Raw genomic sequence first — 24,702 nt, forward strand, 5'->3', positions numbered from 1 at the left:
CAGTGAGGATTTTTAGGTAAAATAACGGTGATTTTTTATAATTTAATTTGGCTATTTTCTATAATTTGTTGTAATTCTTTTTCTTCGATAATAGGAATTTGGAGTTTTTGGGCTTTGGTTAGTTTAGAACCAGCATTGATGCCAACTATTAAATAATTGGTTTGTAAAGATAAACTGTTAGTTATAATTGCTCCCATTTGTTCTAAGATTTGTTGGATTTGAAGACGGGAATTTTTTTGGAGAGTTCCTGTTAAAACAATTTTTTTGTTGGTAAAAATAGTTTGGGTAGTTGGATTTTGGGGGTTAGTGCTTTGAAAAGAAACTCCTAGTGTTTTGAGTTTGAAAACCTCTTCTAAATTACAAGAATTGGAAAAGTATTGTTGGATGCTTTGGGCAATTTTTATTCCTAATTCTCTTATTTGAGTAATTAATTCTGGTGTGGCTTGTTGGAGGTTTTCGATAGTTTGAAAATGTTTTGCCAAAACTTGAGATACTTTTTTGCCAATATGTTTGATCCCCAAAGCAAATAAAACATCTTCAAATCCTTTTTGCTTGCTTGCTTCGATAGAATCCAAAATGTTAGTAATTTTTTTAGCGCCAAAACCTGGCATTTCTTGCAAAATATGCTTGTGTTTTTTTAATAAATAAAGGTCAGAAGGTTTGGCAATTAGGTTTTTATCAAAAAAAGCAATGATGGTCTGTTCTCCTAAAACGTTGATATCCATAGCATTTTTGGATACAAAATGAATGAGTTTTTGGATTTTTTGCTCGCGACAATTTGGGTTGAGGCAAAAATAATCAACTCCACCTGGTTGTTTTTCTAAAATTGTTTGACAAGCAGGACATTTTTCAATCATTAAAGTGGGTTTTTGCAAATCAGTTCTTTTGCTTTTGATAACTTCTAAAATTTCAGGAATAACCGAGCCTGCTTTATGAACTATGACATGGTCTTTTATTCTGATATCTTTTTTGCAAATGTAGTCATAATTATGTAAAACCACTTTTGAGACCAAACTTCCATCTACCATAACAGGCATAATTTTGCAAACTGGAGTTATAACACCAGTGCGTCCCACTTGAAAAATGATGTTTTTTACTATGCTTTGGCTTGTAATAGTTGCAAATTTGTAAGCAGTTGCCCATCTGGGAGCTTTGGCAGTGGCACCAATTAAAGAATGAAAGGCAAGCTCGTTAATTTTAATGACAATTCCATCAGTATCGTAGGTAAGTTGTTCCTTAATGGTTTTGTATTTTTCAATTACACTAAGCAAATTTTCAAAATTAGAGACGCAATAATAATGGGGATTTGTGGTAAATCCTAAAGAAGTTAAAAAATCCAAAGTCTCTTTTTGGGTAGGTTTAGTCAAATAAGGATCTGAAATGCCATAGACAAAAATAGACAAATTTCTTTGAGCAACAATTGCTGAATTAAGTTGTCTTAAAGTTCCTGAAGCAGCATTTCTGGGATTGGAAAAAAGGGGTTTGTTTTCTTGTTTTCTTTGGGCGTTGAGTTTTTCAAAAGCGGGATGGGATAAATAAATTTCTCCCCTAACTTCTAAATCGAGATCTTCTTTTAATCTTAAAGGAATGGTTTTAATGGTCTGGGCATTTTTGGTAATGTCTTCTCCCCAAATACCGTTTCCTCTTGTTAAAGCTTGCACTAAAATGCCTTTTTGATATTTTAAACTTATCGCTACGCCGTCAATTTTTAATTCAGTTAACAAAGAAAAAGTAGGAATTTTTTTGACAATACGGTCATAAAAAGCTTTGAGTTCTTTAAGATTAAAAACATTTCCCAAAGACATCATTGGAGTTTTGTGCTTAATGGTGCTAAATTTTTTTTCTACAAAACCACCAATTTTTAAAGTGGGGCTATAAGGAAGTTTGAACTGGGGATAGCGGGTTTCTAAATTGATTAGTTCTTTGAGTAAAGCATCGTATTGTTGGTCGCTTAGATCGGGATTGCTTAGATTATAGTATTGGTAATTGGCTTTGGTGAGTTGTTTTACCAAGGATTTAATTTTTTGTTTAATTAGATCAAAATTTTGCATTGCTTTGCACCTTTTTTGGATTTTTGAGTTTAGGTTTGATTTTTTTAGGTTTTGGTTTTGGTGTTTGTTTTTTAAAATATTTTGTGTTGATGCTGTTTATTTTTCTTTTTTGAAATTAAATTTATTTTCTGTTCCATTAATAAGGCGCAAAATATTAGAATAATGTTTAGCTATAATAATTAAGGTAGCAAAATTGATCGAAAAGTAAAATAATTCTGTTTTTGAAATCTGGTTTTTAATTGGTCCCAAAGTTCCAAAATTGCCACAATACAAATAATTTAGCCATAAAAAAACATTAACTAAAGTGCTTGCAATAATTGAAGCTAACGAAGCATAACCAAAAAATCTTAAAAAAATAGCAAAAAAAATGATACCAGAAATACCAATCAAAGGATTAAAAGCAGTGATAATACCTACCGAAGTTGCAATTGCCTTGCCGCCTTTGAATTTATTGAATAAAGAAAACATGTGTCCTAAAATAGGAGATATTGCCAAAAGGGAGATTTTTATTGTGGGGTTTGGTTGTAAAAAAGTTTTTGTGGATGGTTCTGTTAGCCAAAATTTTGATAAATGCAAACAAATTGTAAGTGGCACAAATCCTTTGCAAAAATCTAAAAAAAATACTAATATTCCCCATTTTTTCCCCAAAATTCTCAAAGCATTAGTTGCTCCAATATTTCCAGAACCTGTGTTGCGTAAATCTTTTTGTTGCACCAATTTGCCAATAACTAAGCCTGTAGGAATTGACCCCAAAATATAAAAAAACAAGAATAAGAATAAAAACGATAAGTTTTCCATTTTGCACCTTCATTTCATTTATTGTTTCAAAACTTTATCATTTATTTAATGAATTGTTAAGTTGTGATTATTGTTGTAATTATTAGTTGTGTTTGTTGTTAATTTAGTTTTTTTTGTTTCATAAAAAATTTAATAATTATGCGTTTATAAAATAAATAATTTACTATATAATTTTACCACAAACCTTACTTTTCTTTTAATATAATGAGGTTTTTGATTGTCAAAATTAAATAAAATGGTCAGATAAACAAAAAAACAAACTGCATAAACAGTTTGAGACTCAAATTATTCATTCTTTACTGGGGGCAAATTATTGGAGCGTTTCAGTTAATTTGGTCTTAAATGTTATATTAAAATATTAAGTTGTCTAAATAAATGAAACAGTTAGTATTTTGATAATAAAAAATGTTATAATATGTTTGATAATTTTGATAAATTGGATTAGAGAAGTTTTTTGAAAACAAAAACAAAATAAGAAACACAAATGCAAACTTTGAAAAAATATTTTTTTGCTGTTTAAATTGTTGTCTTTCCAAAATTACAAATACTAACTTAAAAAAATTTTAAAACGATGCAATATTAAAATTATTTTAACTAAATATAATAATCAAATTGAAATTAACAAAATCTTAGGAGCTTTTTATGGATTTTTTAAAAATTAAAAGTGTGCGCCAATTTTGCGCCAATCATGAAATACCAAATGATATTTTAGAAGCAATTTTGGCTACAGTTTTCCAAGCGCCCTCTGCTTTTAATTTGCAACCATGGCGTTTTTTTGTTTTTAAAGGCGAAAAGAGCAAACAAAAAATAGCTCCTTTTTTATATGGCAACAAAACTCAATTAGAAACTTGTTCTACTATGATTTTGTTGTGTTGCGATGCTCAAAAAAGTGCCTTAGCTGAAAAAATTTATCAACAAGAAGTTTTACAAAAACAAATATCTGATGCAACCAAATTACAAGTAATTAAAAAAATTGATGATTATTACAAACAAATTTCCCAAGTAAAACTTCAAAATGAGTTATTTTTAGAAGGTGGCATCGGAGCGTTGCAATTGATGTTAGCTGCTAAAAAATATGATTATGATGTTTGCCCTATGGGAGGATTTAACGCAAAAAAAATCAATGAAGGATTAAATATTGATGTTCGATATTTGCCTGTATTATTAGTTGCTATTGGGAAATCAAAAGAAAAACCCAAAAATAAAGCTTTTCGAATGGATTGCAAAGATTTTACTTTTTGGATGTAGTTGAAGTTGTAAAAAATAACTGCGTTCAAATACTAAAAAAATAAAATATTTCCAAAAATAACATTATGACTGACTTAAAAAGTTGGTCTTTTTTATTAAAAAGGCATTTTTTAATCAATAATTTGATCGTTAATTTCCATGACTTGAGGCAATTTTGCTAAATTAACTTGTTTATATAAAACAGATAAACATTGCAATTCTTTTTGTTGTGATAACAAAGTATTTTGAACAACTTTATTAAGATAAAAAACAGCATGATCCAAAGCATTTTTAATATTTCTTTCATATTTCAAATAAAAACCCAGAAAAAGACTAGCAAATAAATCTCCTGTACCCGCAATATCAATGTTTTTTTCTTTGTTGTTATCCTGCACCAAATATTTTTTTTGTAGCATTTGATGCAAACACTTGAAAATATTTTTCATCTTGAAAATTAATACCTGTAATAATTAAAATTTTAACTCCTAAATTATGGAAATGCTTTGCTACTTTAATAGCATCCGAGACATTATTTATTTTAATACCAGACAAAAATTCAGCTTCAAATTGATTAGGAGTAATAATATCTGCTTGCGAATTATTTTTAAAAAAAGAAGTTATTTCAGGCTTAACAAAACATCTGTTATTGCCCATTACAGGGTCACATAAATATAAAATATCAGGGTTCGTTCGTTTAAATCTTGCAAAAATTTCCAAAACAGATTCGCAAATATCTAAAGATCCCATATATCCTGTTAAAATAGCTTGACACTGTTTTTCTACTCCAAGAGCAAAAAGACCTTCTACCAAATCAACTATATTTTGTTTGTTAAAAATTTGTCCTTGCCACTTTTGATAACCTGTATGATTCGAAAATTGAACTGTATTGATAGGCCAAACATCGAAATTCATATTTTGCAAAGGATAAACTGCTGCTTTATTTCCAACATAGCCATATACTACATGAGATTGGATAGAAAGAATACTTTTGGGTTTGGTGGGTATATTTGGTTTGGAACTCTCCTTTATTTGGTTGGTATTTGGTTGTTTTTCAAGTCTTTTAGTTTTGATTTTTTCATTTTACTATTTTATAATCTAAAACTATACTTCTATTCTAAATCAAAAATAAACTTATTTTGCAATTTATTTATGAATTATTATTTTAGTTTGAAAAAAATCAGTTTATTATCAAAAATACTTCAATTTTTTTTAATCATTTCAAAAAAAAAGAATGGTAATTTTGATATAATAAAGTTAATGAAAACAAACGAAAAATAAATAAAAAAGAAGCAAAATAAAAATAAGTAAAATAAAAAAAACGCCAAAACCAAAACAGAAAATAAAACCACCCTTAAATTGGGTAAAAAATCAAAAAAACAATTCAATAAACGGAAGTAATTTAAAATGTCAATTCTTTTAGAAAAAATAAAAACTTTACCGCCCAATCCTGGTTGTTATCTTTTCCAAAACAAAAATGATACCATCATTTATGTTGGCAAAGCCAAAAATTTAAAAAAACGCGTCCAAAGTTATTTTACCAAAAGCAACAACTTAAAAACAACGATGCTAATTGAAGAAACCCAAGATTTTTTCTACATTATTACTAACAACGAACAAGAAGCCTTAATTTTGGAAGCTAACTTAATCAAAAAACACACTCCTAAATATAATTTCAAACTTTTGGATGACAAAACTTACCCTTATATTGAAATTACTAAAGAAAAGCACCCACAATTAAAAATTTCGCGATTCAAACAAATTCCTCCAGGAAAAATAATTTTTGGTCCTTATCCCAATCTTAAAAACACCAAAGAAACCTTAAAATTGTTGCATCTTTTGTATCCTTTAAGAAGATGTCCGTTAGCATCAAAAAAACCGTGTCTTCATTTTCACATCAATCAATGCCTCGGTGCTTGCGCAGGAGAAACAATTAATTATAAACCCAACATTGAGGCAATTACTAAATTTTTAAAAGGAAATATCAAAGATATTTTAAAAAAATTACACCATTTAATGAAAACAGCTAGCGAAAAAATGTTTTATGAAAAAGCCCAAGAATACCGAGATATTATCTATTCAATCAAACAGACTACCAAAAAACAACTTATCAGCAATCAAAAACTCAAAAATTGCGATATTTTTGCCTATGCATTTAATCAAGACCAAATATCAATTCAAATTTTAAAAATGCGCCAAGGAAATATCGTTGATTCTTATAATAGCGTTTTTTCATATGTGGGCTTTGTGTGGGAAAACATTTTAACTTATTTTAATTGTTATTATCAAAAAAACCTTAAACCAGACATAATTATTACAGGCAAAAGCCAAGATGAAACTATTTTGCAACAAATGATAACTAACCAAACTTTATTGGAACAAATCTTGCAAACCAAAGTAAATATTGCTCATAAAGGAGACAAAAAGAAACTTTATTTGCTAGCCTTAAAAAACGCCCAAAATGATTTAGCTAACAATAATTTAATCTATCAATCCAAAGACCAAAAAATCCAAGAATCCTTAGACAAATTGGCAATTATTTTTAATAAAGATATTAAAAGAATTGATGTTTTTGATAATTCTCAACTATTTGGACAAGCCTTTGTGGCAGCAAGAATTGTATTTAATCATTTTGAATTTGACAAAAAACTTTATCGAACTTTTCACATTAAAGGCAAATTTCCTAACGAATATCAAGCTTTTGAAGAAACACTTACACGTTGTTATAACAAAGACAAGGAAGTTAAAAATGATTCACCAGATTTAATTTTGGTTGATGGCAGTTTAGGACAGTTAAAACAAAGCCAAAAAACTTTAAAGAAACTAGGATATGAAATTCCTTTAGGAGCATTGCAAAAAAATAACAAACATCAATTAACTCATCTTGTAACTTTGCAAGAAAAATTAATGTTGGAACAAAGCCCTAATTTATTTTATTTTTTAAAAAGTTTAAGCGAAGAAGTCCATCGTTTCACTGTTGCTTTTCACCGCAAAACCAAAAACAAACTAGATTATAAAACTACTTTATCAAATATAAAAGGAGTTGGCGCTGTTAGAAAAAAAGCCATCTTAAATCATTTTGAAAGTTTAGAAGCCATCAAAAAAGCCACTTTGCAAGATTTTCAAAAAATAGGAATTAATCCAAAGTTGTTTTTGTTAATTAAAAAGAGTTTATAAAAGTGGGCAAATAGACATTTATTAAAAATATTGATAAAAAACATGGACAAAAATTTTGGAACACAGAAAAACAACCATCTAAATATTTTGAAATTAAAAACCAAAAAATCACCAAAATAAAAAAGCAAACGCAAGGAGCAACAAATGAGTTTAACAAATTTATTTAAATTGCAAAGTTCTTTAAAACCAAGTGGCGACCAACCCCAAGCAATTCAAAAATTGGTTAATAATTTTAAACAAGGTTTACAAGAACAAATTCTTTTGGGAGCTACTGGCACTGGAAAAACTTTTACCATTGCAAATATTATTCAACATTTACAACAAAAAACTTTGGTTATTGCTCACAACAAAACATTAGCAGGACAACTCTACAACGAATTAAAAGCCATGTTTCCCAACAATCGCGTAGAATATTTTATTTCTTATTATGATTACTACCAACCAGAAGCATATGTAGCATCAAGCGACACTTACATTGAAAAAGACTCCAAAATCAACGATGAAATTGATCAGTTGCGTCATAGTGCCGCAGGTTCATTACTTAACCGCGATGATGTAATTGTAGTTGCTTCGGTTTCGTGCATTTATGGAGTAGGCGACCTTAAAGATTATCAAAAATCAACACTACATTTACAAATTGGAGATAAATACGAAAGGCAAGCATTAATTAACAAGTTAATAGAATTAAAATATCAAAGAAATGAAATTAATTTTCAAAGAGGAACTTTTCGAGTAAGAGGTGACATTATAGAAATTATTGCCTCATCTAACAAAGAAAATGGTATCCGCATTATTTTTTTTGGCAATGAAATTGAAAATATTCAAAATTTTGATGTTTTAAATGGCAAAGCAATTACGAATCTTAAATTAATTACTCTTTTTCCTGCTAGTCTATATGCTACAAATACCCAAAAATTACAAGAAAGTATCAAAAGAATTCGCCAAGAATTAAAGGAACAAATTAATCATTTTGAAAAAACTAACCAACTTTTAGCAGCCCAAAAAATTAAAATTCGCACTTTACATGATTTAGAAATGTTAGAACAAATAGGCAATTGCAATGGTGTTGAAAATTATTCAAGACATTTAGCACTCAAAGAAAAGGGCGAGGCACCATCAACTTTAATTGATTTTTTTGGAAATGAATTTTTAACCATTATTGATGAATCTCATGTAACTATTCCCCAAATTAAAGGAATGTATTTTGGTGATTTTTCTCGTAAAACCAACTTAGTAAATTTCGGTTTCAGACTACCAAGTGCCCTTGATAACAGACCTTTAAAATTCCATGAATTCCAAGCCAAAATGAATAAAGTTATCTATCTTTCAGCTACTCCTGGCAACTATGAATTAACTAAAAAAATCCCCATTGTAGAACAAATTATAAGACCTACTTTTGTCCTTGATCCAGAAATTGAAATAAGACCAACCCACAACCAAATGGATGACCTTTACTTTGAAATTAAACACCAAACTAAAAATAATCAAAGAATTTTGATAACTACTTTAACTATTAATATGAGCGAGGACCTAACTGCTTATTTAAAAAATTTATGCATCAAAGTAGCTTATTTACACAGTGAAATTAAATCTTTACAAAGACTTGAAATTTTAAAAGATCTAAGGTTGGGAAAATATGATTGTTTGGTGGGAGTTAATCTTTTGAGGGAAGGACTTGACTTACCTGAAGTAGCTTTAGTAGCTATTTTGGATGCTGACAAACAAGGTTTTTTAAGAAACGAAAGAAGCCTTATCCAAACTATTGGAAGAGCAGCTAGAAACATTACAGGCAAAGTTATTATGTATGCTGATTGTATTTCTCCTGCTATGCAAATTGCTATTGAAGAAACTTATCGTAGAAGAAAAATCCAACAACAATACAACGAAACAATGAAAGTAACACCAACTGCTCTTAAAAAAACTATTTTAGAAACAATTTCAATAAAACAAAAAGAAAGTGACCAAAATGAAAATGAAAATGGTAAAGTTAAGGGACAAAAAAAGTTGCAAACACATACAAATATTACAGCTAAAAATAAAGAAATTAAACGTTTACAAAAAATGATGAAAGAAGCTGCCAAAACCCTTGATTTTGAAAAAGCAGCTACATTAAGAGATTTGATTTTGGAGTTAGAGAAAAAAGGCAAAAAAGATTAATATGAGTCTACATAACTGATAAATGATATAATATTAATGAAAAAAATATTTATAATACTTTAATAATACTTTAAAAGGGGATTTTATTATGATTTTGATTCAAATTAATCGCATCTGCGACCTTAAACCTTATTTTTATTACGCCCTAGAACAATACGTCCTTAATCATTTATTAAAGCAAAACCATGAAAAAAGCTTCTTTTTTATTTGGAAAATCAAAGGAGTTGTAGTTGGGAAAAATCAAATAATTGAAAACGAAGTTAATTTAGATTACCTCAAAGAACATAAAATTCCTTTATTTAGAAGACCTACTGGCGGAGGATGTGTTTATAATGATCCTCAAACTCCTCTTTTTAGCATTATTGCCAAAAAAGAAAAAAATTTCAGTTTTAAACCTTTTTTAGCTAAAATTGTCGTTGCATTACAAAAATTAGGACTTAATGTTGAATTTAGTGGCAGAAACGACATTTTACTAGAAGGAAAAAAAATTTCTGGAAATGCCTTTATGCAAAACCAAAACGGCATGGTAACTCATGGAACACTTCTTTATAATTGTGATTTCCAAACTATGATAAACACAATTACTCCAAACGACCAAAAATTAATTTCTAAAGGAATTGCAAGTGTACGTTCCCGAGTAACTAACCTCAAAGGCTATCTTCCAGATATGTCACAAGAAAAGTTAATGCAGTATTTAACTGGGGCTTTAACTGACCAAACTTATGTACTTAGTGACCAAGAAATAAAATCAATAGAAAAAGATTCTCTCCAATTTGCTTCCAATGAATTTTTATTCTTAACCCAACCCCATCACACCAAAATACTTAAAAAACGTTTTTCTTGGGGAGGATTAGAAATTTTTTTAGATATTAGATTTGGTTTAATTGAAAAAATGACTTTGATTGGAGATTTTTTTCACAAAGAAGATAATTTAGAACAATTTAGCAAACTTTTTGAAGGAATAACTTATCAAACTGAAAAAATACAAGAAGTTTTGGAAAAAACAAACATCGGTTTTTATATTTTGGATGCTACTAATGATGATTTTTTAAGCTTACTTAAAGAAGGTATTTTAGAAGAAAAACTTAAAAATTTAAATTATTAGCAATTACTAAAATAGTTCTAAATTGAAAAATTTTTATATAGACTATCAAAAAAAAAAAAAGATAAACAACGAAAAACTACACAAAAAACTAGCAAAATAAAATATGAAAATAAAATCAAAGGTATATTTATGTTAAATAATCAAAAAAATGTTTTAAGAAAAATCATTGCCATTTCTTTCTTATTATTTTTGGCTTTTGGTTTGGAACTTCTTTCTCGTTATACTATTAATGCAACAATCCCTTGCAATTATGCTTTTTTTCGCATTGAATTAATTTTTATCATTTTAATAGGTTATCTTTTTGGACCTAAATACGGATTTTGGGCTAGTTTATTTTATCTTTTAATTCATTATGTTTTGGAATTTTCTTTTATGGAAGTGTTATTACACCATACACACGAAAATCATAATCACAGTCATGAACACGAAAACGAACATGCAAGCAAAGCCCTTATTTTCCTTTACAGATTTTTTCTTCCCTATATTGTCTGCTCTTTTTCGGGATTATTTTATCAAAAAAACTTAAATCATCTCACCAAAAAAATACCTATTATAATAACTTTAGTATTAATTAGTGTAGTTCAAATTATTTCAAGCATTTTATTTATTAATTTATTACAAGAAAACTTTGCCAAAAAAACTTTTTTAAAGTGGTTCATTCCAAGTCCTTCTTATTCTTGGTCGCTTAATCTTATTTATAGTTTTTCATCAGTTATTGTAAGTAATACCATCATAGGAGCTTTATTTTATTTAATTAATTTACGTCTTAAAGATAATATGGAATTTTTATATGGTTTTTCCAAAGAAAATTAAATTTTGGAAAATCTTTTTTCAAACCCAAACAACATAAATTTTTGTGCGCTATTCACTTTTATTAATTTAATTACACACAAATTTAATTAAAATAATTTTTTTATAAGCTTTTCTTTTATAAATTTCATCATGGAGACTTACTTAGTGTTTTTCAAACTTTTTAAAAAAAACAAAATTATTATCTTCTTTATTTTGCCATTATCTTTAATTTTATTATTTTTAATTAGTCTAGAATTATCATATTTTTGGATAGAAAAAAATCAATTAAAAAACGCTTCTTTAATAAATATATACGAACTATTTGCAAAATTTAAAGCCAACGAAATTAAAAAAATTCATTATACTTATAAAAGCCAATACAGCATTTGGAACAAAGAACATTATTTAATCCAAGCAGAAAGTTTTGATAATCAAAAATATTATTGTAAAATGGCAGTCTCCAATTATGATTATTTAGTATATGCTTTTTATTCATATAAAGATGTTTTGGTAGAAGTCAAAGAAAATATCCAATTTAATTTTTTAGAATTATATTTCAAATTTATAAGTTATCTTGTTTCTTTTATTTTTGGATTTTATATTTTAATTCACCTTAAACAAATGTTATCAAACAAAATAAATAAATTTAATACAAACGTTAATTCTTCCAAAGACAAAATAACTTTTGCAGATGTAGCAGGTCTTGAAGAAGAAAAAAAAGAAATCCAAGAATTAATAGATTTCTTAAAATATCCTCAAAAATATCATAAAATGGGCTTTGCAATTCCTAAAGGAGTATTATTAGAAGGACCTCCAGGAACAGGAAAAACCTTACTTGCAAAAGCATTAGCTAATGAGGTCAAAATTCCTTTTTATGCTGTTTCTGGTTCTGAATTTGTCGAAGTTTATGTAGGCGTTGGAGCTTCTAGAATAAGAGATTTATTTCAAAAAGCCAAAAGAACTACTCCTTGCATTATTTTTATTGATGAAATAGATGCTTTAGGAGCCAAAAGAAAAAACAACTCCATCATAGAATCACGAGAACACGACCAATCCCTAAACCAACTTTTATTAGAAATGGATGGTTTTTTTAAACTTTCACAAATCATCATTATTGCTGCTACTAATAGAATAGATATGCTAGATCCTGCTTTGATTCGTCCAGGTAGATTTGACCGTAAAATCAAAATTAATTTACCTAATCTAAAGGCTAGAGAAGCTATTCTAAAAATTCATGCTAAAAATAAAAATATTTCTTTGGATGTTGATTTTTACAAATTAGCTTTAATTACTGAAGGTGCATCAGGTGCCCAACTTGCAGCCATTCTCAATGAGGCTTTAATTTTGGCTATCAGAAATAACAAAGACCAAATAGATAAACATTTTTTAGAACAAGCAATTAAACGCATATTAAATTAATATTGCCAAATCCCTAAAATATAAAAAAGTTAACTTAAAATAAGTTAACTTTTTATTTTATAAAATGATATTATTTTGTAACATCAGTAGCAGCAAAAATAAAAACTTTGGTTGGTAAAATTGCACTAGAAACAAAAATTTGATTTTTAGTATCTTGAATTTCTTCTACACCATCTCCAATAATGTGTTTTTCACGTAAAAATAGCAAAAAGCGATATTCAACAAACCTAATCTTATTTTGTTTAATTACTGTGGCAAGGTTTTTATTTAGTTCTTGCAATTGTTCTTGAGAAAAAATACTCAAAGGCAAAGTAGATACTATCCCTTTTATTTGTTTTATTTGAGTTTCATCAATTTGCTTCTTTAACAATTCAATAAAATTACAAGCATCTCCTTCGATAACTGTTAAACCTGGAAATTTATTTCTCAAAACATTACATAATTCTTTATCATATTCCAAAGCAATAACATTTTGGGCTCCAAACTTTTGTACTAAATATTTAGTAACATTACCACTGCCTGCTCCTAGTTCCAAAATTTTTTCACCTGTTTTTAAACCTGTGTCTTGTTTTCCTTCAAATTCAAGCACTAAATTACTTAATTGTTTAGCAATATCTTGTGATTCAGGAAAAAGAGAAGAACCCATTTGTTGAGGGTAAAACACCAATTCTTTGGCATGATTCCAATCACTTGTTTCCCTAGGAATAACACAAATCAAAAATGATCCTAGCACTAAAAGTGCACCTTTATAAAAAGGATGAATTTTTATTTTTTGCACTCCGATTAAACCCATTGCCAAAAGCAAAAAAGAGACAAAAAGTTTAAAATAAGCTACTGTTAAATTGTTTTGGTAATAAGGATTAATAAAATGCGATTTCAAATCCGCTTTAAAACCAAAAATAATAGCAGATAACAAAAAATAGCAAAAAGGATGAACAAAAACTATCCATACTTTTTTCCAACCCAAAAAAGTAATTGGTCGTTTCCACACATAAAAACAATAAATCAAAGGGGCAAAAACATATTGCAAATAATAAGGAATTAGCTGCATTTGCCAATTTGCAGAAATAAAATGCTGTTTGTGGTCTTCAATAAAATCACAAAAAACCAAACTTATAATTAAAATATTTACCAAAGCAACAAAACTTAATATTTGATAAAATTTAGTAGTTCTATATTTAGTTAAAGCAATTATTGCAACTACCAAAATTAAAAAAATACTTTGTCTTGTATAATGAAAAATATTTTTACAATAAGCAAATGAGTCTAGATGCGTTTGAAAACAACTATCAAAAAGCCCCCAAATTAAAATTATTGAAGAAAAAATCAATAACAATAACGAGCTTAAATTTTTTTTAATTTTAATAAAATAAATTGAAAAAAATGAAGAATTAAAAAATTTGTAAAAAGATGTGATTTTCACTTTTGATACATTCACTTTTTGTTTTTTTTGTATGATTATAATTATTTGTTTTTGACTCAAAAAAAGAAAAAAATTAAATTAATAAAAAATCGAAATAAATTAATAAAAAATGTTAAATTAAAATTATTTTGTTATTTTAAAACAACAATTAAATTATATCATTTTTTAAAACAATCATTTTTATAATTATCAACAATTAAAAAATAATGTTTTTAGCTTTTGCAAAACCAAAATAAGTCAAAAAAATAACGAAAAAATGCAAAAAAATAATGAAAAGCAATAAAAAAATGTTAAAATTAAGTTTGATCGGTTTTTTAATTTTATACACATGTTAGATATCAATTATATATCACAAATCAAAATTAATTCAAAACGCATTTTAATAAACTAATTATTATTTGTATCACAAAAGAACAAATCAAAGACCAAATTAATATCAAATATCACCCCAAATTTCAGACAATTAAAGGATTTTTTATAATGACATCTTTTGAAATTAGACAAATGTGGCTCAAATTTTTTGCAAGCAAAAACCATCACATCGCAAAATCATCTTCTTTGATACCACGAAACGAAGCTAACTTATTATGGGTTAATGCAGGCATTACCCCTTTAAAAAAATATTTTGATGGCACACAAACACCTCCTTTTAGACGCATTACTAACGTGCAAAAATGTATTCGTACCAACGACATCAAAAACGTAGGGAAAACCTCGCGCCATCATACTTTTTTTGAAATGTTAGGCAATTTTTCTATCGGAAATTATTTTAAAAAAGAAGCTATCCACTACGCCTTTGAGTTGTTAACTTCGCCTAAATGGTTTGCTTTTCCCTTAGAAAAACTCTACATTACTTATTTTTTTCAAGACCAAGATACTTATCAATATTGGCTTGACTTAGGAGTAGAAAAAAACCACCTTATTCCTTTAAAGAGCAATTTTTGGCAAATAGGTCCTGGTCCTTCTGGTCCTTGCACCGAGATTTTTTTTGACAGAGGAAAAACTTTTGACCCTCGCAACAAAGAACTAATTATCCAAGATTTAGAAAACGACCGCTTTATCGAAATTTGGAATATTGTTTTTTCTCAATATAATTGCGACCCTAAATTATCTATCGAAAAATATCAAGAACTACCAAGCAAAAACATTGATACTGGGGCTGGTTTAGAACGTTTAGCCTGTATTTTGCAAAACACCAAAACCAATTTTGAAACAGACCTTTTCTTTCCTTTAATAAAAGCTTTGGAAAAAATGACACAAATCAAATACACAGGACAAGAAAGTTTTAAAATTATTGCAGATCACTTAAAAACTTTGGTTTTTGCAATCAATGACGGAGCAGTCCTCACTAACGAAAAAAGGGGCTATGTCTTAAAAAAATTATTACGAAGAGCTGCTAACGAAGGCAAAAAACTAGGTTTATACAAACCTTTTTTACATCAATTAGTGCCTCCAACAGTTGCAATGATGAAAGATTTTTACAAAGAACTATGCACCAACCAAGAAATGATTGCCAAAGTGCTATTGCAACAAGAAAATATTTTTGAACAAACTCTCAAAACTGCCGAAAAAACTTTTTTACAACATCTCACCCAAAAAACTTTATCAGGACAAAACTTTTTCAAATTATACGACACTTACGGCATTCCTGAAGATTTAATTTTGGATTATGCTAAAAAGAAAAACATTACAACAGATTACCAAAAATTCCAAGAATTACTCCACGACCACCAAAATTTAAGTAAAAAAAATCAAACATCGCAAACACACATGAATAAACAAGAAGAAGCATTTCTCCAATTTTTAACTCCCAGCGAATTTATAGGTTATACAAATTTTACTTGCAAAACCAAAGTAATCAAAGTTTTTGACAAAGGAATAGTGCTTGAAAAAACACCTTTTTATGCTAATATGGGAGGACAAATAGAAGATGAAGGTTGGATTGACAACACCAAAGTTACCAAAATAACTAAACTACCAAACGGACAAATTTTGCACGAAGTTCAAGGCAACTTTTGCGAAGGTCAAGAAGTTTATGCCTGCATTGAAAAGACTAAACGCAATCAAATTTCTTATCATCACACAGCAACACATCTTTTAGAAGCGGTTTTGCAAAAACAATTAGGCAGCCACCTCAAAAAACAAGGTTCATCAGTGGGATTTAGCTCTTTACGTTATGATTTTAATCATTTTGAAAAAATTACTCCCCAAACTTTATTACAAATAGAAAAAGAAGTAAACCAACTAATTCAAAAAAGTGTTCCAGTCAAAATTGAACAACTTTCAATCCCAGACGCCCAAAAAAAATACGCCACTCTTCTAGAACAAAATCAAAAAGCCAAATACAAAGACAAAGTAAGAATCGTAAGTATTGATACTTTTTCAGTGGATTTATGCGGAGGAACACATGTCACAAATACTAAAGATTTAGAACATTTTACTATTTTGTCATGCGAAAGCATTAGCTCTGGTATATACCGCATTGAGGCAGTTTGTAATAACAATTGCCAAGAAAGTCTCAACGCCAAATTAGTTCCTTACCAAAACGACTTGCACCAACTAACCCAAAAAGCAAAATCCTTACAAACGCAAAACCTCATTTTTGATGTTAAAAATTTTCCTCCAATAACCCAAAGTTATCAAGATATTCTCAATTATCAAAAACATATCAAAGCACAACAACAAGCCTTAGTTCTTTTTGAAAAAAAAGTTTTAGAATATCATCAAAAAAATATGGTACAAGCAGAATCTAATTTTTTACCACCACAAATTACCAAAAAAATGATGTTAACCATTGAAGAAGAAAAACCTTTAGAAGTTATCAAATTTTTTATGAATCATATTTTTGATAAATACCATTTAGAAGTTTTATTTTTATCTTATGTGCAACCTGAAAAAATTGTTTTTTTATGCAAAAGCAAAACTCTACATGCAGGTAATTTGATTAAAGAAGCTTTATCCTTGGTTTGTGGTTCTGGTGGTGGCAATGCTAGTTTAGCTCAAGGGGGCACCAAAAAAACTAAAAATTTAGAACAAGTACTTAATTTTGTAAAAACCAAATTAGAAATAAATTAAACTGTTTAAAAAATTTATAATAAAAAAATCCTCAAGGAAAAAATTCCTAAAAATTGTTAAAAGGTGTTCGAAATGACAAAAAAAAACAAAATAAAAAAGAAAAAAATAATCAAAGCGGAAGAAAAATTAAAATTAAACCCTTTTAAAACCCCAAACCCACTATTTTTCAAATCTTTTAAACAATTATTAATAAAATTATTTGCCCAAAAACAAAAAAATTGATAAAATGAAGTTTAACCAAAACCAAGAAAAAAAGAATAATTTTTATCATTCAAACAATTTTTTGACAAATGAGAATGTTTTATTATGTTAAACTGCCAAAATAATGCATCTTTGGGGTTGGATTTAGGTGAAAAAACTTTAGGAATCGCTTTATCACAAACAGGAATTATTGCCCAAAACCTCAAAACTATTTTTTTTGCCACCCACAAATACAATCGATTGATTACACCTTTACAAGAAATCATTTCTCAATATCAAATTAAAACAATTGTTTTGGGATACCCCAAACACATGAACAACGACATAGGAATTAAAGCCAAAATAAGTAGTGATTTTAAAAAAACGCTAGAAAACAAGTTTGAGCAAGTAAAAGTAATTTTATGGGATGAACGTTTATCTACCGTACAAGCAATCCAAATGTTAAAAACCAATAACAAAAAAAAGGGCAAAATTTTACAAATGAAAGACGAAATTGCAGCAACCATCATTTTACAAAATTATCTCGATTATATCAAATTACACCCAAACAAAGAGCATTGAAATGTTTGATTTTAACAAAGAAAAAAACTTACAAAAATTAAAAAAATACGCCCAAGAAAACAAAATCCCCATTATCCAAGACCAAGGATTAGCTTTGTTACTTGATGTAATTTCACAAAACAAAATCACAAATATTTTAGAAATCGGAACTGCCATTGGATATAGCGCTTTGGCTATGAGCTCTCTTAGCACTAAAATTGATACTTTAGAAAGAGATTTTATAAATTATAATTTAGCTAAAAACTTTTTAAAAGAAACTCCCTATCACATAAATGTCATTTGGGCAGAGGCGTTAATTTATCCTACTTGCAATTTAAAAAAATATGATTTAATTTTTATTGATGCTGCCAAAGCCCAATATCAAAAGTTATTTTGCAAATATGCTCCTTTACTCAAAAAACAAGGCATTATCGTTTTTGATAACCTTAATTTAAGTTGTTTTAAAAAAGCCAAAACGACTAAAAATAATCAAGGAATTTTCAAAAAAATGCATAATTTTCAAACTTTTTTAACAAATCACCCAGATTTTTTCACCACTTTTCAAGATGTAGGTGATGGGTTGATTATTTCTTATCTCAAAAAATAATTTAGGAATTTTGAAAAACCATCAAAAAATAAAAAAAGAAGGTCTTTTATTTATGAATAATAAAATTTATGAACTTACCCAATCAGGAATAGAAAAATTAAAAAAAGAATTAACTTTTTTAAAAGAAGTTAAAAGAAAAGAAAATTTAGAAGCTTTAAAAGAAGCGCGCGAACAAGGAGATTTATCCGAAAACGCTGATTATGATGCTGCTAGAAACGAACAAGCTTTAATAGAACATCGCATCTCAGAAATCCAAAATATTTTAAAAAATGTCCGCGTAGTTAAAGTTTCCAAAGAAAGAGAAGTAAGTATTGGCAAAAAAGTATCTTTGGAGCTTTTACACACCAAACAACAACAAGAAATTGAATTAGTAAGCACCTTGGAAGCAGATCCTTTTAACAACAAAATTTCGATTGAATCTCCTTTAGGACAAAATATCAAAGGGCACCAAATAGGAGATGTTGTTTTTGTTACCGGCGAAACTGGAAACACTTTTAGAGTCAAAATTGTAGATGTCCAATAAAATGACTTGCCCCAACAAACTTTTCATCCCTCAACACTATTTTCCTTGTGTCTTGCAAATTCCTTTTGAGTTGTTTCAAAAACAAGGCATTAAAGCGTTAATTTTTGATCTAGACAATACTTTAATTGAATGCAACAAAGATATTTTAGATGAACAAATTAAAAACCTTTTAACTAAATTATCTCTTATTTTCAAAGTCGTTATTCTTTCTAATGCCTCTAAAAAACGCCTCCACAAAGTTTTAAAAAATGATTTTATTTTTATATATTTAAATTTATTAAACAAAAAACCATCCCCTACAGCTTTTCAAAAAGCATGCCAACTTCTCAAATTGGAACCCACACAAATGTTGATGATAGGAGACCAACTTCAAACAGATATCAAAGGAGCTAATCAAGCAGGTTTTTGTTCTTTATTGGTAAAACCCCTAAATCGCTTTCAAGAAAGCGCGTTTACCAAATTCAATCGTTTTTATCGTGAAAAAAAGTTTTTAACCAATCTCAAAAAACAAGATTATCACCTTTGGAAAGAAAAATTTCAAGACTTTGAAGAAAAATGAAAATAATATGTTGTTACACAAAATTCGTCAAGCTGTCGAAAATAAATTAAAAAAATATCCTTTGCGGTTAGAACACACTATAAGAGTTTATCGCACTGCTACCAAAATGGCAAGACATTATAACAAACCTTTGTTGCCTATTCAAATTGCAGCTTTATTTCATGATTACACCAAAAACGACACCTTAGAACAACAAAAACCCTATCTTACTCAAGCCAATATCCAAAAATACAGCAAAACGCCTGATATTTTTCACGCTCTATCTGCTGCAAACATCTTAAAAAAAGAATTTGGCATCACAAATGTCACTATTCTTAATGCCATCAAAAAACATGTTTGGGGTGATAAAAAAATGAATTATTGCGATAAAATTGTATTTTTAAGTGACAAATTAGAACCTCAACGAAATTTTTCCCAAATAAAATATTTTCAAAAGCTAGCCTACTTTAACCTCAATCAAGCCGTATATGAACTTCTTAAAAGTAATTTTGATTATTTCAGCCAAAAAGGATCCCCTTTGCCTTACAATTACCAAGAAATTTTATCCTCTTTGAAAAACTCCATCAAAAGAAAAATATTTTCATGACAAAGACAACAATTATCATCGGAGGAAAATTCAAAGGACACAAAATCAAACTAGTGCCATCACCTCACACCAAAGCCACTAGCTCTTTGGTCAAAGAAGCTCTTTTTAATACTTTGGGAGCCTCAGTCCAAAACAAAATCTTTTTAGATTTATTTGCAGGCAACGGTTCTTATGGTTTTGAGGCTTTAAGCAGAGATGCTAAACAAGCCTATTTTGTGGATGTTTCATTAAAAGCTTTTCAAACCTTAAAAGAAAACCACCAAAAATTAAAACTGGATTTAGAACAAAGCATTATTTTTTATGGTCATTTTATTCAAGCTTTAAAAAAATTCCAAAAAGCCAACTTGATTTTTGATTTTATTATTTTAGACCCTCCTTATTTTAAAGATTTTTATTTACCTGCTTTTGAATATTTAGACAAATTAACACATCAAAATAGCATTATTATTTGTGAATTACATCCCAAAATTGTTTTGCCTACACAAATTAAAGAATTTGTTTTACAAAAAGAAAAACAATACGGTAATAAAAAAATTCAATTTTATAAAAAAATTTAGACTTTCACCAAGGAAAGAAAAAAAAGAAAAAGAAAAAAGGAGTTCAAAATGAACAATATTTGGTTATATGTAAATCCAATTATAGGATTTTTATTAGGCGGGGTTTTAGGAGCTTTTTTAATGTTTCATTGGTTTAAAAAACATTTACAACAAAATCCTCCCATCAGTGAAAAACAAATCAAAGAAATGTTTCGCCAAATGGGTCGTACTCCTTCTGAAAAACAAATTCGTCAAATTATGAACAGCATGAAACAAGGCAAATAAAATAATGTTTAAAAGTATCTTTTTTAAATTTATTTTTATTGTTTTTATTTGTCTTTTAGTTATTTTTATAATGAATTATTTTTATCGCAAAAATGTTAAAAACAAAATTATAAATTATTTATTGTCTTGTAGCAATTTAGAACAAGAAATATTAAAAAGTTTTTTGCAAAATCCTCACAAAACTTTTCCCTTGACAAAAGATGCCAACATTACCAAAAATTTATTACAATTGAATATTATTTTTTTAAAAGAAATAGTTTCGGATGCTAAATATAATAATTATGTTTTTAACCCTTTAATAAAAAAAATTATTCACAAAAATAAAGATTTAAAAAAAATTTACCATGAATAATTTTGATCATTTAAACATTTATAATTTCAAAGTTATATAATAAAAAAACACCTTTTAAAGGTGTTTTTTTATTATATCATGAAAAATTTTATTCTGTAATCAATTCATTGTAATTTGCAACTTTAACAGAAACATTTTCATCAGCACTAATTAAACGAGAAATAGGGCATCTTTTATGAGTTGCATCTGCGATTATTTCAGTTTGTTCCAGCGTCATATCTTGAATTCCTAAAATAGCAGTAGGTTTGAAATAAAAACCTTTATCATCTTTTTGCATTTCTAAAGTTACTTTTACTTTTAAATCTTTATTTGTATAGTCTTGTTCTGCTAAAATCTTTTTAGAAGTTTTATAAAAACAAATTGCCCAAGAAAGACAAAATAAATCAATAGGTCCTGATTGTTTGTTACTTGGTTCTAAAGCTGAAACTAATTTTTTAGTGATTCCTTCTTTTTCTTCAAAAAAACATAAATCATCTAAATGGGGATTAAAATAAGCAGTTGTTTTAAAAATAATCATATTATAAAACCTTTCTTTATTAAAAAAATATTTCTTTTTTATACATTTATTTAAGTATCTATTTTATTATAACATAAAAATAAGTTAAAATATAATTATTTTAATTAAAACTAGAGTTGATAATATTTTGCACATCAATAGCTACTTGATGCATATTTGTATTGCAATAATGATCGTATTTTAAAGGAGGATGAATAATTATTTCTACTACTTTTTTTTGCCAAAAACGCTTATTTTTGATTTGACTGGCTCCTTTGATAGTTAAAGGCAAAATAGAAGATTTACTTTTACAAGCAATTTTAAAAGCCCCTCCTAAAAGTGGCATTGCTTGTTCGTTATTTCTATCTTTAATGCCTCCCTCAGGAAAAACTACCATTGCCATACCATTTTTAACTTTAGGCACTGCCTTTATTAAATTTTGGGCAGTTTTTCTGATATCATCCCTTGAGATTACCATACAATCCAAAGATAAAAAAGCTAATTTTAAAAACCATGCAGTTCCAAAAAAACAATTAAAATTTTGTTTGGGAGCAAATGATAAAGTTCTTAGAATAACGCTTGTAATAACAAAAGGATCGGTGTATGACTTGTGATTGGCATAAATAACAACGTTTTCTTTTGAAGGGATTAAATGAGGATTTTGAACTACTACTTTAATTCTTAAAAAACGGTTGACAAAACGCGACAAACTACGTGAAACAAATCCTTTAAAATAATGATTAGGGGGCAAAAAAGTCATTAAAAAGAAGCAAAAAACCAAAATTATAAACGTTATTAAAAAAGCCAAAAACAACCCCAAAATTAAATTAACTGGCAGTTTGTAGCAAAAAGAAAAATCAACTAGCATAGTTTTGGAAGTTTGCAAAAAAACAAATGTTATCCAAACGACAACAAAAATAAAAGTTAACATTTGGGCGTATCTAATTTTTTTTGATAAATGGCAAAAATTAATTGTGGGTGAATTTCTTTTTGGATTAATTGGTATTGTGATAAGTCAATTTTGGGAAAAAAAACATTTCCTTGATGTCTTTGTAAAATGTGGGTGATGTATAAAGTTGTTACCCAAGGTAGGGTTTGTTGATAGATTTTTCCTCCACCAATAATAAAAATATCTTGGGCAGCATCACTTGCCATGAAGGATTGCAAATCAGAAACAACAGTACAATTAGGCAATTCCAAAACATGTTTTAAAGATGCTACATAAGTTTTTTTAAAATTAAAGGGCTTATTTTTGAAATAATTTTTTAAGGATTTATAAGTTTCATACCCCATTAAAACATTTTGATTAAGGGTAATTTTTTTAAAATATTGTAAATCTTGGAAATAATGCCAAGGGAGTTTGTTGTCTTTGCCAATCAAATAATTGCCGTCAAAGGCAGTAATTAAATTAATCATACAGCAATATCGCCTTTCAAAATGCCATCACATTGATAATTTTGCAAAGTAAAATCACTAAATTTAAAATCATCAATATTTTTGATGTCAGGATTTAAAATCATTTGAGGTAATTTTTTAGGAGTTCTTTGAATTTGGGTCTGAACTTGTGCAAGGTGATTGGAATAAATGTGGGCATCTCCTAAAGTATGGATAAATTCGTAAGGTTGTAAGTTAGTTACTTGTGCGACCATCATAAGTAATAAAGAATAAGAAGTGATATTAAAAGGTATTCCCAAAAAAACATCTCCACTACGTTGATATAGTTGCAAGGAGAGTTTGCCTTGATGAACGTAGAATTGAATTAAGACATGACAAGGTGGCAATGCCATTTGGTTTAATAAGGGCGGATTCCAAGAATTAAGAATCAAACGTCTGGAATTGGGATTGGTTTTGATTTCAGAAATTAAAAATTTGATTTGATCAACGCCATTAAAATCGCGCCATTGTTTACCATAAACAGGACCTAAATTACCGTGCTTTATGGCAAAAAGAGGATCATTTTTGATTTTTTCTACAAATTCTTTCAATGTTTCATTTTGAAAAAAAGCTGATTGTTGATATTTTTGATAAGGCCATTCATTCCAAATATTAACATTGTTTTGTACCAAATAACAAATATTAGTATCCCCTTTTAAAAACCATAAAAGTTCGTGGATAATTGATCTAAGATTCATTTTTTTAGTAGTTAACAAAGGAAACCCTTCTTCAAGATTAAAGCGCATTTGGTAGCCAAAAACACTTTTGGTACCTGTATTAGTGCGGTCGTTTCTAAAACTGCCTTTTTGCAAAATAAAACGACATAAATCTAAATAAGTATTCATAATTGTATAACTCCTTGTTTTTTAATTGAATAAATGTTTGATGTTTATCGGGACAAAAGATATAAAACTTCTGTGTAAATGGCAGTTAAGGTAATTAATTGGTCAATTGAAATAGATTCATCCACTTGATGAGCTAAAGACTTTTGATTGGGGAAAACAGGTCCGAAAGGAACTAAATTAGGGGCACATTTAGCATAAGTTCTACCACCACTACACAAAGGCGCAGTTAAAAAATCATGATTATGTTTTTGATAAATATTTACTAAAGTTGTTATTAATTCGCTATTGGGATTGATATACATAATAGGATAATGAAAATCAGTTTTTAAAAGAAATTGATTCTTTTTGGCTGCTTTTTCCAATTGAAAAAGGATTTTTTCAAATGTAATTCCTTTAGGATATCTTAAATTAAGAGTAAAAAAGCTTGTTGTTTTTCTAATATCAAAAAACCTGATTGACAAGTTAAATTTGTGTTTTTTTCATCCAAGTGAAAAATCCCTATTTTATGACCATCTAA

Annotated in this window: 25 protein-coding genes; 15 read left to right on the plus strand and 10 right to left on the minus strand. The window is 28.1% G+C overall.

Going from position 1 to position 24,702, the window contains the following annotated elements; genetic code table 11:
* Positions 1-35: 35 nt before the first annotated feature.
* On the minus strand, positions 36-2,051 hold the full coding sequence (ligA, locus tag MBSPM3_RS01410; RefSeq protein WP_069028204.1) for an NAD-dependent DNA ligase LigA: 2,016 nt from the start codon (positions 2,049-2,051) through the stop codon (positions 36-38).
* A 96-nt stretch (positions 2,052-2,147) separates the two neighbouring features.
* Positions 2,148-2,849 carry a glycerol-3-phosphate 1-O-acyltransferase PlsY gene (gene plsY, locus MBSPM3_RS01415; protein ID WP_069028205.1) on the minus strand — a complete coding sequence of 234 codons (702 nt, stop codon included), beginning with the start codon at positions 2,847-2,849 and terminating at the stop codon, positions 2,148-2,150.
* A gap of 642 nt (positions 2,850-3,491) precedes the next feature.
* On the opposite strand from plsY, the gene MBSPM3_RS01420 reads away from it, so the two are divergent.
* Positions 3,492-4,097 (plus strand): nitroreductase family protein, encoded by a 606-nt coding sequence (locus MBSPM3_RS01420; RefSeq protein ID WP_069028206.1) that lies wholly within the window; start codon positions 3,492-3,494, stop codon positions 4,095-4,097.
* Between the two features lie 110 nt (positions 4,098-4,207).
* Here the strand turns inward: MBSPM3_RS01420 and MBSPM3_RS01425 are convergent, their stop codons facing one another.
* The gene (locus MBSPM3_RS01425; protein WP_198143633.1) at positions 4,208-4,471 is read right to left on the minus strand and encodes a hypothetical protein; all 264 of its coding nucleotides are present in this window, start codon (positions 4,469-4,471) and stop codon (positions 4,208-4,210) included.
* Complete coding sequence (gene pdxY, locus MBSPM3_RS01430; protein WP_083985313.1) at positions 4,461-5,147, minus strand: pyridoxal kinase; 687 nt, start codon at positions 5,145-5,147, stop codon at positions 4,461-4,463. Before pdxY ends, MBSPM3_RS01425 begins: the two co-directional genes overlap by 11 nt.
* A gap of 333 nt (positions 5,148-5,480) precedes the next feature.
* Here pdxY and uvrC point away from each other — a divergent pair, with 333 nt between their 5' ends.
* From uvrC to MBSPM3_RS01460, 5 genes are all read left to right on the plus strand, one after another.
* On the plus strand, positions 5,481-7,250 hold the full coding sequence (uvrC, locus tag MBSPM3_RS01440; protein WP_069028210.1) for an excinuclease ABC subunit UvrC: 1,770 nt from the start codon (positions 5,481-5,483) through the stop codon (positions 7,248-7,250).
* 144 nt (positions 7,251-7,394) lie between these two features.
* A complete protein-coding gene (uvrB, locus tag MBSPM3_RS01445) occupies positions 7,395-9,407 on the plus strand; it encodes an excinuclease ABC subunit UvrB (protein ID WP_069028211.1) in 2,013 nt (670 codons plus the stop codon).
* Between the two features lie 88 nt (positions 9,408-9,495).
* Positions 9,496-10,512, plus strand: a complete 1,017-nt coding sequence (gene lplA / locus MBSPM3_RS01450) for a lipoate--protein ligase (protein WP_069028212.1) — start codon at positions 9,496-9,498, stop codon at positions 10,510-10,512.
* Between the two features lie 129 nt (positions 10,513-10,641).
* Positions 10,642-11,325: an ECF transporter S component gene (locus tag MBSPM3_RS01455; protein WP_069028213.1), complete on the plus strand. Its 684-nt coding sequence runs from the start codon at positions 10,642-10,644 to the stop codon at positions 11,323-11,325.
* 129 nt (positions 11,326-11,454) lie between these two features.
* Positions 11,455-12,723: an AAA family ATPase gene (locus tag MBSPM3_RS01460; protein ID WP_198143616.1), complete on the plus strand. Its 1,269-nt coding sequence runs from the start codon at positions 11,455-11,457 to the stop codon at positions 12,721-12,723.
* Positions 12,724-12,793: 70 nt separating this feature from the next.
* Here the strand turns inward: MBSPM3_RS01460 and MBSPM3_RS01465 are convergent, their stop codons facing one another.
* Positions 12,794-14,053: a methyltransferase domain-containing protein gene (locus MBSPM3_RS01465; RefSeq protein ID WP_232308817.1), complete on the minus strand. Its 1,260-nt coding sequence runs from the start codon at positions 14,051-14,053 to the stop codon at positions 12,794-12,796.
* A 573-nt stretch (positions 14,054-14,626) separates the two neighbouring features.
* Between MBSPM3_RS01465 and alaS the strand changes: the two genes are divergently transcribed.
* From alaS to MBSPM3_RS01510, 9 genes are all read left to right on the plus strand, one after another.
* A complete protein-coding gene (alaS, locus tag MBSPM3_RS01470; protein WP_069028216.1) occupies positions 14,627-17,221 on the plus strand; it encodes an alanine--tRNA ligase in 2,595 nt (864 codons plus the stop codon).
* 306 nt (positions 17,222-17,527) lie between these two features.
* Positions 17,528-17,983: a Holliday junction resolvase RuvX gene (gene ruvX, locus MBSPM3_RS01475; RefSeq protein ID WP_069028217.1), complete on the plus strand. Its 456-nt coding sequence runs from the start codon at positions 17,528-17,530 to the stop codon at positions 17,981-17,983.
* A gap of 1 nt (position 17,984) precedes the next feature.
* A complete protein-coding gene (locus MBSPM3_RS01480; protein ID WP_069028218.1) occupies positions 17,985-18,569 on the plus strand; it encodes an O-methyltransferase in 585 nt (194 codons plus the stop codon).
* A 52-nt stretch (positions 18,570-18,621) separates the two neighbouring features.
* Entirely contained in the window at positions 18,622-19,092 is a 471-nt protein-coding gene (gene greA, locus MBSPM3_RS01485; RefSeq protein ID WP_034172300.1) for a transcription elongation factor GreA, read from the plus strand.
* A complete protein-coding gene (locus tag MBSPM3_RS01490; RefSeq protein WP_069028219.1) occupies positions 19,082-19,651 on the plus strand; it encodes a YqeG family HAD IIIA-type phosphatase in 570 nt (189 codons plus the stop codon). The genes greA and MBSPM3_RS01490 overlap by 11 nt, the downstream gene beginning before the upstream one ends.
* 7 nt (positions 19,652-19,658) lie before the next feature.
* Positions 19,659-20,237 (plus strand): bis(5'-nucleosyl)-tetraphosphatase (symmetrical) YqeK, encoded by a 579-nt coding sequence (yqeK, locus tag MBSPM3_RS01495; RefSeq protein WP_069028438.1) that lies wholly within the window; start codon positions 19,659-19,661, stop codon positions 20,235-20,237.
* On the plus strand, positions 20,234-20,794 hold the full coding sequence (rsmD, locus tag MBSPM3_RS01500) for a 16S rRNA (guanine(966)-N(2))-methyltransferase RsmD (RefSeq protein WP_069028220.1): 561 nt from the start codon (positions 20,234-20,236) through the stop codon (positions 20,792-20,794). The genes yqeK and rsmD overlap by 4 nt, the downstream gene beginning before the upstream one ends.
* 48 nt (positions 20,795-20,842) lie before the next feature.
* A complete protein-coding gene (locus MBSPM3_RS01505) occupies positions 20,843-21,058 on the plus strand; it encodes a YneF family protein (protein ID WP_011160672.1) in 216 nt (71 codons plus the stop codon).
* Between the two features lie 70 nt (positions 21,059-21,128).
* On the plus strand, positions 21,129-21,410 hold the full coding sequence (locus MBSPM3_RS01510; RefSeq protein ID WP_232308818.1) for a super-infection exclusion protein B: 282 nt from the start codon (positions 21,129-21,131) through the stop codon (positions 21,408-21,410).
* Positions 21,411-21,498: 88 nt separating this feature from the next.
* Here the strand turns inward: MBSPM3_RS01510 and MBSPM3_RS01515 are convergent, their stop codons facing one another.
* The 5 genes from MBSPM3_RS01515 to MBSPM3_RS03185 form a co-directional block, all read right to left on the minus strand.
* Positions 21,499-21,927 (minus strand): OsmC family protein, encoded by a 429-nt coding sequence (locus tag MBSPM3_RS01515; RefSeq protein WP_069028222.1) that lies wholly within the window; start codon positions 21,925-21,927, stop codon positions 21,499-21,501.
* A gap of 100 nt (positions 21,928-22,027) precedes the next feature.
* The gene (locus MBSPM3_RS01520) at positions 22,028-22,792 is read right to left on the minus strand and encodes a lysophospholipid acyltransferase family protein (protein ID WP_232308819.1); all 765 of its coding nucleotides are present in this window, start codon (positions 22,790-22,792) and stop codon (positions 22,028-22,030) included.
* Positions 22,793-22,830: 38 nt separating this feature from the next.
* Entirely contained in the window at positions 22,831-23,322 is a 492-nt protein-coding gene (locus MBSPM3_RS01525; RefSeq protein ID WP_069028224.1) for a dihydrofolate reductase, read from the minus strand.
* Positions 23,319-24,185 (minus strand): thymidylate synthase, encoded by an 867-nt coding sequence (locus MBSPM3_RS01530; RefSeq protein WP_069028225.1) that lies wholly within the window; start codon positions 24,183-24,185, stop codon positions 23,319-23,321. Before MBSPM3_RS01530 ends, MBSPM3_RS01525 begins: the two co-directional genes overlap by 4 nt.
* 44 nt (positions 24,186-24,229) lie before the next feature.
* Complete coding sequence (locus MBSPM3_RS03185) at positions 24,230-24,646, minus strand: zinc-binding metallopeptidase family protein (protein WP_232308820.1); 417 nt, start codon at positions 24,644-24,646, stop codon at positions 24,230-24,232.
* Positions 24,647-24,702 lie beyond the last annotated feature (56 nt).

This window comes from Candidatus Phytoplasma zeae, assembly GCF_001712875.1.
Classification (GTDB): Bacteria; Bacillota_I; Bacilli_A; order Acholeplasmatales; family Acholeplasmataceae; genus Phytoplasma; species Phytoplasma asteris.